Source organism: Peribacillus phoenicis, assembly GCF_047238085.1.
Taxonomy (GTDB): Bacteria; Bacillota; Bacilli; order Bacillales; family DSM-1321; genus Peribacillus.
Map to the genome: position 1 here is coordinate 1,154,029 of NZ_JBDFMF010000001.1, position 12,186 is coordinate 1,166,214.

Below are 12,186 nucleotides of genomic sequence, written 5' to 3' on the forward strand. Positions count from 1 at the left end.
TTTATTTTTTTTACTCTATTACTTTTCCTCTCTTTTCATTAAGTTAAACAAAATTCTGCAGTTTGCCATTTTTATGAATGAAGATTGATAGAAGTTGCCATACTAGTCATTATGTGTTCTATTTTGAGCAATTTCATGATGTTAATCCATTTGTAAAGGTGAGTATGATGAATGAATTGTGGTGAATTACTTATCATTGGCGGGGCAGAGGATAAGTGCCTTGAAGGTGAGGTATTAAATAAATTTGTCGAGCTTGCAACCCGTAATAGGGATGGCGGAATAGGAATATTGCCTACAGCGAGTGAAATTCCTGAGGAAGTGAGTACAGAGTATATCAAGATTTTCAGGGATTTAGGCGTGGGCAGGGTGGAAGTGATCAAGCTGGATTCAAGGCAGGATGCAGATGACCCAGCAATTTGTGAACAGCTGACATCTTTTTCCGCCATCTTCATTTCAGGGGGAAACCAAAGCCGATTGTTTGAGCTGATTGGAAAAACCAAATTCCACGATGCCCTTTCTAAAGCCTGGCATAAAGGAATGGTGATAGCAGGGACAAGTGCTGGCGCTTCCATTTTAGGTAAGCATATGATCATTGCTGCTGACACGATGCTGAATGACAATAAGTTAAAGGTTGAGATTGGGGTAGGCTTCGGCTTCCTTGACGGTTTGATAATCGATCAACATTTTTCCCAGCGTGGCCGCTTTGACCGCCTGTTAAGTGCGATAGCAGGGAAAAAGGAAATTATGGGTATTGGCATTGATGAAAATACAGCAATTTTAGTTAAAGACAGTCTTTTTGAAGTAGTTGGCCAACATCAAGTATTGGTTCTTGATGGCAGCACCAGTGATTATATCAATATCACAACTTCTGAGAATGGCAGTGAAGAGTTGACTCTTTCGGGATTTAACCTTCATGCACTAACCAGGGGATACCGTTTTGACCTGCTTAAAAGGAAATTGTTGATGAAAAAGGGGATCCAACAATGATAATCAATCGAGTCCGTTATTTAAAAGGACCTAATTATTTTGCTTATACACCGACGATTTGCATTGAATTGGATATAGGGGTACTGGAACAGAAACCATCTGATTCAATACCTGGATTCAATGAAAAATTGTTAAAGGCGCTCCCGAACCTGGGAAGCCATACATGTTCAAAAGGGTATCGAGGCGGTTTCGCCGAAAGGCTGAGAAAAGGAACATGGATGGGACATATATTGGAGCATATGACGATTGAGCTTCAAAACCTGGCCGGAATCGAAGCCATTCGTGGAAAAACGATTATGATGGAAAAGAAGGGTTTTTATTATGTGACCTTTGACTATCAGGAACCTCACTCAGGCCTTCAAGCTTTTTTAGCAGCAAAAGATATCGCGGAAGCCATCCTGAATGGTGAAAAGCATATAAATGTACAATCTTATGTAAAACAAATAGAGCAGTTATATTATAAAAATAAACTGGGTCCAAGTACCGAAGCCATTTTTAAGGCAGCACAAGCAAAAGGCATCCCTGTCGAGCGTATGGGTGATGAAAGCTTACTGCGTTTAGGAACCGGTACAAGGCAGAAGTATGTCCAGGCGACAATTTCCAGCCAGACTTCGAATATTGCCGTTGAGAATTCATGTGACAAATCATTGACCAAATCAATTTTAAGAGGGTGTGGCCTCCCTGTACCTGAAGGTGAAGTTGCCCATTCCATCGAAGATATCTTTGCCTCGGCGGACAGGCTGGGTTTTCCGCTGGTCATTAAACCGTATAATGGGAGGCAGGGGCAGGGTGTCATCACCCATATCAAAAATAAGGATGAACTATTCAATGTAATCAATTGTTTGGAGTCGCATGTGGAGAAGTACATAGTCGAACGGCATATTGAAGGACATGATTATCGGTTACTGATCGTCAACGGTGAACTTATAGCAGCTAGTTTGAGGCTTCCTCCCTATGTTATTGGCAACGGTAAGGAATCGATACGTAAATTGATAGAAAAAGAAAACTGTAATGATTTACGGGGGGAAGGACATGAGAAGCCGATGTCAAAAATCCCACTTACACATACCGTGACCTGTTACTTGGAAAAATCGAATCGGACGCTCGATACCATTCCGAATCAAGGGGAATTGGTTCAAGTTGTCGGCAATGCAAATCTTTCAACTGGTGGAAAGGCAATCGATGTAACGGATCAGGTTCATCCCACCATTAAGAATATGTCGGCTGCTGCCGCGAAAGCGATCGGTTTGGATATAGCCGGAATCGATTTTATTTGTGAGGATATATCAAAACCAATCGAACATTCACGGACTGCAATTATTGAAGTGAATGCTGCTCCGGGAATTCGAATGCATCATTATCCGAGCGAAGGGAAAAAAAGGGATGTAGGCAAGGCCATTGTTGATTATTTATTTCCGACTCGGGAAGAGGCAGCTATACCGATCATCGCAGTGACCGGAACAAATGGAAAGACGACAACGACCCGATTGGTTCATTATTTTCTTTCTAATGAAAATACAAAAGTGGGTATGACGAATTCTGATGGAGTATATATCGGAGATGAGGTTTTGGATCAAGGCGACTGCAGTGGTCCGGTCAGTGCAAGAATGGTATTGGCCCATCCTGAAGTTGATGTAGCCGTATTGGAAACGGCCAGAGGAGGGATTCTGCGTGAAGGTCTTGCTTTTCGTAAATGTGATGTGGGGATCATTACCAATGTAAGTGAGGATCACCTCGGCCGTGATGGAATCGATACTTTGGATGATCTCATTAAATTAAAGAGGCTGGTAGCCGAAGTCGTAATGACATCGACTATGCCCATAATGAAGCAGGATTGAAGGCCATATTCGAGACGGTCAGTGCTTATAACAAAAATCGTCTTATCACTGTTTTGGCAGGACCTGGGGACCGTATTGATGAAGAGCTTATCAGGCTCTCCAAGGCGGCGGCCATGAATTCTGATCTGTTCATCATTAAAGAAGACGATGATTTGCGAGGCAGGGAGCCTCTCGAAGTAGCCAGGCTGCTTCAGGAAGCTGCCGTAGAAGCAGGGTTACAAAAAGATCGGACCTTAATCGAACCTAATGAATTGGACGCATTCATAAAAGCCTGGGAAGCATCACAACCGGGTGACCTATTATTGTTCTTTTACACGGATTTCGAATATGTAGAGAAGTTTTTCCAAAAGGTTTCAACAAATCCATTGCCGAAGAAATAAAACAGTGAATTTCGCCCTGAAAATCCACTTTCAATCAAGGCTAGCAATTACTCGCGAAAATTTCAATGTATGAAAAAAAAGCTAATCCAATTGGATTAGCTTTTTTTCATAACCGTTTCATTTGCAGCCGGGACAACGGCATGGTCTTTTTTATATATTCGCTGAAGCACGATGGACTGAACAATCATGAATATACCTCCGATTGACCAATATAACGGCAAAGCAGCAGGAGCGGAGAAAGAAATGAATAAAATCATTGCTGGTGAGAGCAGGCTCATCAACTTCATTTGTTTCTGCTGTTCCTCCGGCATTTGTCTCATGGAAATGACCGATTGGAAGTAATAAATGACACCAGCAATAATCGCCATGGCAATATTCGGCTGACCAAGGCTGAACCAAAGGAAACTATGGGTCGCAATTTCATGGGAGCCTTGGATTGCATAATAAAAGCCCATTAGAATCGGCATTTGAATTAAGAGCGGCAAACAGCCCATGTTTAAAGGATTGACTCCATGCTTTTGGTAAAGCTGCATCATTTCCTGTTGAAGGGCCTTTTGTTTAGCTGGATCTTTCGTCTCTTTGATTTTCTGCTGGATTGCAGTCATTTCCGGTTTCAGCCCATTCATCTTCGTTTTCATGCTAAGCTGTGTTTTATATTGCTTGGCAGTCAGTGGAAGCAAGACAAGGCGAATCAAAAATGTCATCATGATGATGCTTAAACCATAGTTGCCATTAAATAAATCAGCATTAAACTCCAGCATTTTTGTCATCGGGTTAACCAAAGCGGTATGAAATGGACCGCTCGTTGCTGCTGAGCATCCTGTCAATAGGGTCGTTGCCAGAAATAGTACGGCAATTAGAAACATGTTTTTCTTCTTCAATATAATTTCCTCCTCAAATTGTTAGTGGTTAAACAACGAGAAGGAGGCTTGGCTCATCGGAATCATCTGGTGAATCCTTTTGCCGGATAAATGTGAAGAAGCGCTGTGCACCGCGCCAGTCAAAAATGCTGCCCGCATGAACAGGGGATTTACTTTTATCTGTATGAACGGAAGCTTGATATTTGTCGTTCAAGAGCGATTGCTTTTTATTTAAGAAGTAAAACGCAGCCAGTGGAAAGACAAAGGTAAATAAGTAACCTGCCCATACCGCATGGCGAACGGTCTGATAATCGAATTCTAATAATAATTCCCACATAGGAATCCCTCGTTTTTTCTAAGATAAGAAAATTTGGCCTCCAAAAATGATTCAGGGCCTGAAATGCTTTTGACCTTATTGAGTTTAAATCATTAAGAACACTATATCAAATTCTAGTGCAAGAAAGCTAAAAAATATAGGGATTTTTTCAAAAAATAAACAGGGAATATTTTCTGATTAAATATTCTGTAGAACCCCAGAGTCGAGACAAGTAATTCGGAATGAAGATGCACATATGGTCGTTCGTCTACATACGGATAAAAGGAAGTTCAATTATGAGGTGAAAAAGTATGAAACCATACAATTCATTCGATCAACAGAATAACAATAACGGTACTGAAAATATATATCAAAATGCACATCTCCGAAACATGGATAATGATTTCTTGGCAGTGCCATATCCATTTGAAAATCAAATAATGGATATAAGGACTCCTCCTGGCCCGCCTGGCCCGTCCTACGGGGACCAGCCGCCGCCGCGGCCGCCCCACGGAGGAGGCCCGCCTCATATAGCTCCGCCATTATTCACTCCACAACTTCATGATGGAATGTCTAAGGCAATGGACACTGGTTCAATAAAAGGGTGTTTATACAAACATACGTATGTTTGGCTTAAAAATGGCCGCTCATTTTGGTTTTACCCCACATATGTCGGCTATAATTCCGTGGCAGGTTATCGATGGAGACGAAGTCAACAGCGATGGGCCTATTATGGAACGGACGCGCATGAGATACAATTCTTTCATTGTTATTAAAATAACAATGCGCATTAGCGGATTGTTCAGTTGTGGACAAAAGGTGGGCGAAAAAAGTACGGTGTAGTCGAACTAATTGGTGAAAGGTCGAATAAAGTCTGGTGTGGGTCGAAAAAATGGGTGAACGGTCGAATAAAGTGCAGTGTGGGTCGAAAAAATGCGTGAACGGTCGAATAAATTGGGGTGTGGGTCGAATAAAATAGTGATCGGTCGAATAAAGTGCGGTGTGGGTCGAAAAACGGCGTGAACGGCCCCAAAAAAAGTGCACCTTCTTAAAACAACAGGATGTTTTTTTAAGAAGGTGGTTCGGAATGGTCTCACCCCGAACCATGATTTTAAAACGAGACTAGATTATCCTTAATGTTTTTTATTGTAACCTTTATTAGATTGAAGAAATTTGCGACACTCATGCCGAAAACTGGCTAGATTAGACCCCGCTGGATGCTTGCTTTGATGAGGCTTGGCAGACAGCGGGCGGAAAGGGAGCGGATTTCCGAAATCAAGTGTAAAGTTATTAAAGAAGGCAAATTCCTTCAAAGATTCAATCAAAAAAATAATCAGGAAAATCAGAAATGATCCCATCTAACTGCATCTTTTTGAACATGCGGATTTGTTTTTTATTGTTGACGGTCCATGTATATACTTTCATCCCGTGCTTTTGGATTCGCATTTGCAGTTTCTTACTCAAAATTGTTTGCTTTGGATTCAAAAATGATGCAAACTCGGCAATCTCCTTTAATTTTTGGTCATTAATTGGGCGTTTTATCAAAACGCCCACTTGTATGTCCGGCATTAATTGATGAAACCTTTTCATGGATTCCATATCGAATGAATGAACCATTATCCTATTTTCACTTGTTGAATATTCCTGGAATTTTCCTAATTCCTCTGCAAGTTTCTGTTCAATGCCGGGATAAGCAGATGGATGTTTTAATTCGATTAAGATTCCGGCTTCAGACCCGAAATTCTCCAATACCTCACTTAGTAAAGGAATCCTTTCGTTTTTATAACGGGAATGATACCAGCTTCCTGCATCCAGTTCCTTTAATTCGGCAGCCGTGTAATCACGGATGTTCCCTTTGCCGTTCGTGGTTCGATCCAGGGTGGGATCATGATGAACCACAAGTACATCATCTTTACTAAGATGGATATCCACTTCCAGGAAATCAGCTCCCAATTCAATAGCTTTATTAAAAGATGCCATTGTATTCTCGGGGCAATATCCAGATGCACCGCGATGTCCAATTTTAAGGGGGGAATGCTGGATTATTAAGCTTTCAGGGAAATCACTCTTTGATCTTTTAGCGTAGAGAGCGAACAGGACAAGCATGGTTATCACGATAATAAGAAAAAATGCAATCATCTTTCACACTCCTATTAGGCAAAATGATTAAAATTTAGCAGGACAGTCTCATTTCATAATTTTACATGTTAGCCAGGAAAAAATCATGTTTTACACAATGTTATAATCCGACTTAAAGGATTTATTGGAAAGGTATGGAATACATATAATTTAAGTATCAATAAGGAGGGAAAGCAGATGGAATTGCAGGTGAAACCGAAGTCTAAAAAATGGAAGGGGAATTTTGGTTTATATTTTTCCCTGCCCATTCTGTCTTGGGCGTTTTACGATTTTGCCAATACGATTTTTTCCTCTAATATCAATACGATTTTCTTTCCATTCTTCCTCCAGGAACAGATTGGGGAAAATGCCGTTCTTGATCAGATTGCCAGTACCTTCATCTCCTACGCAAATGCGATTGCCAGTTTATTTCTAGTTTTGTTTTCCCCGCTGTTCGGTGTCATGATCGATCGAACGGGAAAAATGAAAAAATACATTATGATTTTCACAATCATTTCCGTTGTATGTACATTTTTAATGGGGGTATTTGGAGGGGCGCCGTTCGATGGGAAGCTTCTTGGCATTCCAATTTCCTTGGCGATCGTCATTCTTTTATTTGTGATAGCAAAGTTTTTCTATCATTCGAGTCTTGTTTTCTATGATACGATGATGAGTGATTTAGGCACGAAACAGCAATTGCCGCTTATATCAGGATTTGGCGTGGCGGTAGGCTACCTTGGAACGTTAGTGGGCCTGTCCATCTATCCATTCATAAGTAAAGGGAGTTCACATGAAGCCTTTATTCCCACGGCCATTTTATTTCTGGTTTTTTCCCTTCCATTGTTCTTTTTTTTAAAAGAGACTCCAAAACAGCAAAAAGCGAAACAACCTTTTTTATCCGGTTATAAGGAAATTAAATCCACATTTAAAGAGATGAAATCCCATCGATCGGTTTTTACATTCATGATTGCTTATTTCTTTTTAAATGATGCAATTGCTACCACTATCGGCATGATGGCCGTATATGCCAAGACTGTTGTTGGATTTTCCTCAAGCGGATTCATTTTGCTTTACTTGGTTTCGACAGTATCGAGTATTGCCGGATCGTTTCTGTTTGGATACATCACGCAGTCGAAGGGGCCGCGGCTAGCTGTGACATATGTGGGGGTTCTGCTTTTGGTTGCTTTATTTATAGCGGTCTTTGCACAAACCGCTCTATGGTTCTGGGTTGCCGGAAGTATGTTCGGCATTTCGCTTGGTTCGATGTGGGTGACATCACGGACATATATCATTGAATTGACCCCGGATGAGAAGAGGGGGCAATTTTTTGGACTATTTGCATTCTCAGGAAAAGTTTCTTCAATAATCGGTCCGCTTTTATATGGAACAATAACGTTGGTATTCCATGACCTCGGTACATTGGCGAGCAGGATGGCATTGGGCTCATTGATCATCATGGCGGTAATAGGACTGGGCTTTCTTTTGAAAATGAAGGGATTGGAAGAAGTGAACTAAGAAAAAAGGGAATGGAGCCGGCCTTAATGCCGTATCCATTCCCTTGCATAATCTTATACCAAAATCAAGGTGACATCGACGTTCCCGCGAGTCGCTTTTGAATAGGGGCAGGTCATATGTGCTTTTTTGGCGAAGTCTTCAGCCTCTTCCCTGCTTAGGTCGGGAATAGAAACATCCAATCTTACAGCCAATTTAAAGCCGCCGTCATCCTCATCTTTACCGATCGTGACATTTGCCGTAACGGAAGTATCGACTTTTTTCTTTTCTTTTTGCAGAACAAGATTCAAGGCACTGTCAAAGCAAGCCGCGTAACCGGCTGCGAATAACTGTTCAGGGTTTGTGGCGCGCTCACCGGAACCACCTAATTCCTTCGGTGATCTCACATCGAAGTCCAGAATCCCGTCCTCTGATTTAACATGTCCCTCACGACCGCCTTGTACGGCAACTGTAGCTGTGTATAATGGTTTCAATGAAAACAACTCCTTTGTTTATTCTTACTATCATTAGTTCCCTCCTGTAAGTCTTGTTAAACAAAATGAAAGCGAGTTTATGAAGAGTATTGTGTGAAAATGGTTTTAAATTGGTTTTAAATTGGAAGATATTGTTTTATAATTTACTGTATTAGGAGATGTAATACACCCATTTGCAAGGAGGGTTTATGATGTTTGAGCTGGATGTTCAAAATGGAAAGCCGATATATGAGCAATTGATGGATAAGTTAAAGGAACTAATGATCAATGAAGTTTTACAGGAACATAATCAGCTACCATCTATTCGAATATTGGCTCAGGAATTGACCATCAATCCAAATACGATCCAGAAAGCGTACAAGCAGCTTGAATCTGACGGGTTTATATATACATTACCAGGCAAAGGGAATTTCGTGGCTCCTCCTAAATCCTTGAAAAATTCATTGAAAGAAGAAAAGATCAGAAACGAGCTTTCAAGGGTACTCGCTGAAGCTCTTTATATCGGAATCGATAAACATGAAATTTATAGATTGATAAAGGAAATCAATCCATTGGCAAAGGGGGGAGATTCATGATTGAAATAAAACAGGTGAGTAAATTATATGAAGGAAAAGAAGCGATCAAAAACGTCACCTTGGTCATACAAAAAGGCTCCATATTCGGGTTATTAGGTTCAAATGGGGCGGGGAAAACGACTTTATTAAAAATGCTTTCAGGCAATCTGATACAGGATGCAGGAGAAGTTCTAATTGATCGATCATACGTGTTTGAAAACCGTGAAGTGAAAAATCGTTGTTTCTTCCTTCCTGATACGCCTTATTTCCTGGCTAACTATACGATCATGCAAATGGCAAGTTTTTATAGCCATATTTATAGTGAATGGAATCAAGACCGTTTCTATCAATTACAGGAAGTATTTCCGATACCCGTACAAAATAAAATACATAAACTATCGAAGGGTATGCAAAGACAGGTTGCTTTTTGGCTCGCACTCTCGACGATGCCGGAAGTTCTCATCCTGGATGAACCGTTTGATGGGTTAGATCCGGTCATGCGTAAAAATGTGAGGCAGTTGTTGATTCAGGATGTATCGGAAAGGGATATGACGATTTTACTTTCGTCCCATAATCTCCGGGAAATTGAAGATTTAGCCGATCATGTCGGGATTTTACATGGAGGTGAGCTTGTGATCCAAAAGGATTTGAATGACTTAAAAGCGGATGTACACAAAGTGCAAATCGCCTTTAAACATAAAATTCCCCACGGTTTATACCGCGGAATTCAAATTCTAAACAAGGAAAGACGCGGCAGCGTGATCGTTTGCATCGTTAAAGGTAAAGAATCCATGATTAAATCGCACTTTAATCAGTTTCAGCCAGAAATATTAGATATTCTCCCCCTTACTCTAGAGGAGATATTCATTTATGAAATGGGGGATATAGGTTATGTCATCCAGAATAACCTGGTTTAATAGAGAATTGATTATCTATATTTTCAGAAGCACTGGCTGGATTGGTTTCCTGTATCTCGTCGGCCTCATATTTGCGCTGCCTTTGGAAATGTTAGCGATTATCTTGAATGAGAATAATGAATATGTGGAATTCAAAAACCTTTTTTCCTGTCAGCAGATGATACAGTTTGTCTTGGTCATCGTTATTCCAGTATTACTTGCCATCTTCCTTTTTCGGTTTTTACAAATGAAACAAGCCTCTGACTTTATTCATAGTTTACCGATTACTAGACGCAGCATCTACATTCATATGATTGGGACGGGAATTGGCTTCTTGGGTTTGCCGATATTACTTACAGGTTTAATTTTGATATTATTCCACTCGGCAATTGATATAGAAACGCTATATACCATGCCTGATATATGGTCTTGGATGGGGAATACATTTATTTTGGAAGCTTTGATCTTTTCTGTTGCCGTTTTAATTGGAATGGTGACGGGATTATCAGCCTTTCAAGGACTGCTGACCTATATTTTTCTTGCTTTGCCGGTGGGGCTGTTTGTATTGTTTTCAGCCAATGTGAAGTTTTTGATAGCAGGATTTTCTGCAGATTATTATCTAAGCTCCAATATGAATGGCATCTCCCCCTTATTAGCAGCAACGGAGATGGAAAAAATAGACTTTTTCTCTATTAATACTTTAATTTATAGTATATTAACCTTACTTTTTCTGATTAGTTCTCTTTTTCTCTATGAGAGGAGAAAGCTGGAGCACGTATCGCAGGCATTTGTTTATCCGAAGATTAAGCCATTATTTAAATTCGGCCTGACATTATGCATGATGCTGTTTACAGGGCTGTATTTTAGCGAAACGACAGGCCAGCCAGGGTGGATTTTCTTCGGATATACCGTCGGTTCTTTGCTTGGATATTATTTAGGGGAAATGGTCCTGCAAAAGACTTGGCGAATACGGGTCAACCTGAAAGGTTATGCAGCATTTATAGTGGCCATCATTGTGCTGGCACTCATTATAAAAATAGATCCCCTTCATTATAAGGCCAAGATTCCTGATGAAAAGATGATTAGCCAAATTTATATTGGCAATTCTCCTTTATTTTTTGAAGATGGTGACACATCGGATAACGCTTCAAATTATCTTAAAGAGAAGGAAAATATTGAGGCGATCAGGTTATTGCATCAGGAAATAATCGATAAGGGTAAAAAGGTTTCCATAGGTGAATTGAATGATGGACAATCCGTATTCCTGATGTATGAACTCAAGAATGGAAAACGGTTAGCGAGGGAGTATCATTTGCAAAACTACGACTCATACAAGCCGCTATTGGCGAAAATTTATGAGTCGAATGAATATAAAAAAATGGTTAATGAGTTATTGAATGTTACTGCTGGAGACGTATCAAAAATCAAGATAACGGCGAGCGGACAAGTGGACAAATCAATAACGATCACGGACGGTCAACAGCTGGAAGCAGCCGTAAAGGCATTGTCGGAGGATCTGAATAATCAATCGTTCGACCAAATGACATCTTCTTTTGGTGATTATGCCTCCATCGACATTCTCTTACATAATGACAAAACCATTTATATGAATTGGGACTCTTCATATACTCAGTTTTCAAAATGGATGGAAAGTACAGGACAATCGGAAAAAGCAAGGTTAATGGTTGATGATGTCTCTTATATACTGGTTGCGAAGACCGATTCAAAAGTTTATCATTCGTATTCTGAAAGTGAAATCGCACAGCAGATTGAACAACAGCCAAACCGTTTGAAAATTAAGACCGCTTCGGAAATCGAGACGGCCATTGATAATGCCCAAATCGATTGGGGCGGGGAGTACTCAGCTGCCTTTTATTATAAAGAAAGCAGAGATGTGGACATCAAGAGTTTTTCTGGCGAACATGTTCCCGGCTTCATTTTGGATCATTTTAATGAAAGATAACGTGAATAAATGAAAGGATGCCGCCCAATCTGGGCGGCATCCTTTTTCCATTGCCTATCAATATGTTTGTGTATCTATGCTTTAGAGTTTTACGACGTTTTTAGCTTGAGGTCCGCGGTTTCCTTCTTCGATTTCAAATTCAACCTCTTGACCTTCATCAAGGCTCTTGAAACCTTCTCCTTGAATGGCGGAAAAATGTACGAAAACATCGTCTTCGTTTGGTACTTCGATAAATCCAAATCCTTTGTCACTATTGAACCATTTCACTTTACCTGTTACTGTCATTCGA

At 40.4% G+C, this 12,186-nt stretch carries 13 protein-coding genes; 8 read left to right on the forward strand and 5 right to left on the reverse strand.

What is annotated here, in order from left to right; translation table 11 throughout:
* Positions 1–171 precede the first annotated feature (171 nt).
* The 3 genes from ABC374_RS05575 to ABC374_RS05585 are packed head-to-tail and all read left to right on the forward strand — an operon-like array spanning position 172 to position 3,205.
* The gene (locus tag ABC374_RS05575) at positions 172–987 is read left to right on the forward strand and encodes a cyanophycinase (protein ID WP_350301847.1); all 816 of its coding nucleotides are present in this window, start codon (positions 172–174) and stop codon (positions 985–987) included.
* Entirely contained in the window at positions 984–2,825 is a 1,842-nt protein-coding gene (gene cphA, locus ABC374_RS05580) for a cyanophycin synthetase (protein WP_413016424.1), read from the forward strand. The genes ABC374_RS05575 and cphA overlap by 4 nt, the downstream gene beginning before the upstream one ends.
* Complete coding sequence (locus ABC374_RS05585) at positions 2,822–3,205, forward strand: hypothetical protein (protein ID WP_413016426.1); 384 nt, start codon at positions 2,822–2,824, stop codon at positions 3,203–3,205. Before cphA ends, ABC374_RS05585 begins: the two co-directional genes overlap by 4 nt.
* Positions 3,206–3,300: 95 nt before the next feature.
* On the opposite strand, the gene yidC is transcribed toward ABC374_RS05585, so the two are convergent.
* Positions 3,301–4,086 (reverse strand): membrane protein insertase YidC, encoded by a 786-nt coding sequence (yidC, locus tag ABC374_RS05590; protein ID WP_413016428.1) that lies wholly within the window; start codon positions 4,084–4,086, stop codon positions 3,301–3,303.
* A gap of 28 nt (positions 4,087–4,114) precedes the next feature.
* Positions 4,115–4,402, reverse strand: a complete 288-nt coding sequence (locus tag ABC374_RS05595) for a hypothetical protein (RefSeq protein ID WP_048687259.1) — start codon at positions 4,400–4,402, stop codon at positions 4,115–4,117.
* A 290-nt stretch (positions 4,403–4,692) separates the two neighbouring features.
* Here ABC374_RS05595 and ABC374_RS05600 point away from each other — a divergent pair, with 290 nt between their 5' ends.
* Entirely contained in the window at positions 4,693–5,157 is a 465-nt protein-coding gene (locus tag ABC374_RS05600; protein ID WP_413016430.1) for a hypothetical protein, read from the forward strand.
* A gap of 541 nt (positions 5,158–5,698) precedes the next feature.
* Here the strand turns inward: ABC374_RS05600 and ABC374_RS05605 are convergent.
* Positions 5,699–6,520 carry a glycerophosphodiester phosphodiesterase gene (locus tag ABC374_RS05605; protein ID WP_413016432.1) on the reverse strand — a complete coding sequence of 274 codons (822 nt, stop codon included), beginning with the start codon at positions 6,518–6,520 and terminating at the stop codon, positions 5,699–5,701.
* Positions 6,521–6,697: 177 nt separating this feature from the next.
* On the opposite strand from ABC374_RS05605, the gene ABC374_RS05610 reads away from it, so the two are divergent.
* Complete coding sequence (locus tag ABC374_RS05610; RefSeq protein WP_413016434.1) at positions 6,698–8,014, forward strand: MFS transporter; 1,317 nt, start codon at positions 6,698–6,700, stop codon at positions 8,012–8,014.
* Positions 8,015–8,067: 53 nt separating this feature from the next.
* Here the strand turns inward: ABC374_RS05610 and ABC374_RS05615 are convergent, their stop codons facing one another.
* Complete coding sequence (locus ABC374_RS05615; protein WP_101224475.1) at positions 8,068–8,484, reverse strand: organic hydroperoxide resistance protein; 417 nt, start codon at positions 8,482–8,484, stop codon at positions 8,068–8,070.
* A 191-nt stretch (positions 8,485–8,675) separates the two neighbouring features.
* Between ABC374_RS05615 and ABC374_RS05620 the strand changes: the two genes are divergently transcribed.
* From ABC374_RS05620 to ABC374_RS05630, 3 genes are read left to right on the forward strand one after another with little or no spacing between them, the layout of a single operon-like run.
* Positions 8,676–9,059: a GntR family transcriptional regulator gene (locus ABC374_RS05620; protein WP_413020279.1), complete on the forward strand. Its 384-nt coding sequence runs from the start codon at positions 8,676–8,678 to the stop codon at positions 9,057–9,059.
* Positions 9,056–9,955 carry an ABC transporter ATP-binding protein gene (locus ABC374_RS05625; RefSeq protein ID WP_413016436.1) on the forward strand — a complete coding sequence of 300 codons (900 nt, stop codon included), beginning with the start codon at positions 9,056–9,058 and terminating at the stop codon, positions 9,953–9,955. Before ABC374_RS05620 ends, ABC374_RS05625 begins: the two co-directional genes overlap by 4 nt.
* Positions 9,930–11,897, forward strand: a complete 1,968-nt coding sequence (locus ABC374_RS05630; RefSeq protein ID WP_413016438.1) for a DUF6449 domain-containing protein — start codon at positions 9,930–9,932, stop codon at positions 11,895–11,897. Before ABC374_RS05625 ends, ABC374_RS05630 begins: the two co-directional genes overlap by 26 nt.
* 81 nt (positions 11,898–11,978) lie before the next feature.
* Here the strand turns inward: ABC374_RS05630 and ABC374_RS05635 are convergent, their stop codons facing one another.
* Entirely contained in the window at positions 11,979–12,182 is a 204-nt protein-coding gene (locus ABC374_RS05635; protein ID WP_061462203.1) for a cold-shock protein, read from the reverse strand.
* Positions 12,183–12,186: the final 4 nt, after the last annotated feature.

What these genes read in the sequence shown, in the direction of transcription:
- ABC374_RS05600 (WP_413016430.1), top strand. Translation starts at nt 4,693, where the DNA reads ATGAAACCATACAATTCATTCGATCAACAGAATAACAATAACGGTACT.
- ABC374_RS05620 (WP_413020279.1), top strand. Translation starts at nt 8,676, where the DNA reads ATGTTTGAGCTGGATGTTCAAAATGGAAAGCCGATATATGAGCAATTG.
- ABC374_RS05635 (WP_061462203.1), bottom strand. Translation starts at nt 12,182, where the DNA reads ATGACAGTAACAGGTAAAGTGAAATGGTTCAATAGTGACAAAGGATTT.
- cphA (WP_413016424.1), top strand. Translation starts at nt 984, where the DNA reads ATGATAATCAATCGAGTCCGTTATTTAAAAGGACCTAATTATTTTGCT.
- ABC374_RS05605 (WP_413016432.1), bottom strand. Translation starts at nt 6,520, where the DNA reads ATGATTGCATTTTTTCTTATTATCGTGATAACCATGCTTGTCCTGTTC.
- ABC374_RS05610 (WP_413016434.1), top strand. Translation starts at nt 6,698, where the DNA reads ATGGAATTGCAGGTGAAACCGAAGTCTAAAAAATGGAAGGGGAATTTT.
- ABC374_RS05595 (WP_048687259.1), bottom strand. Translation starts at nt 4,402, where the DNA reads ATGTGGGAATTATTATTAGAATTCGATTATCAGACCGTTCGCCATGCG.
- ABC374_RS05625 (WP_413016436.1), top strand. Translation starts at nt 9,056, where the DNA reads ATGATTGAAATAAAACAGGTGAGTAAATTATATGAAGGAAAAGAAGCG.
- ABC374_RS05575 (WP_350301847.1), top strand. Translation starts at nt 172, where the DNA reads ATGAATTGTGGTGAATTACTTATCATTGGCGGGGCAGAGGATAAGTGC.
- ABC374_RS05630 (WP_413016438.1), top strand. Translation starts at nt 9,930, where the DNA reads ATGTCATCCAGAATAACCTGGTTTAATAGAGAATTGATTATCTATATT.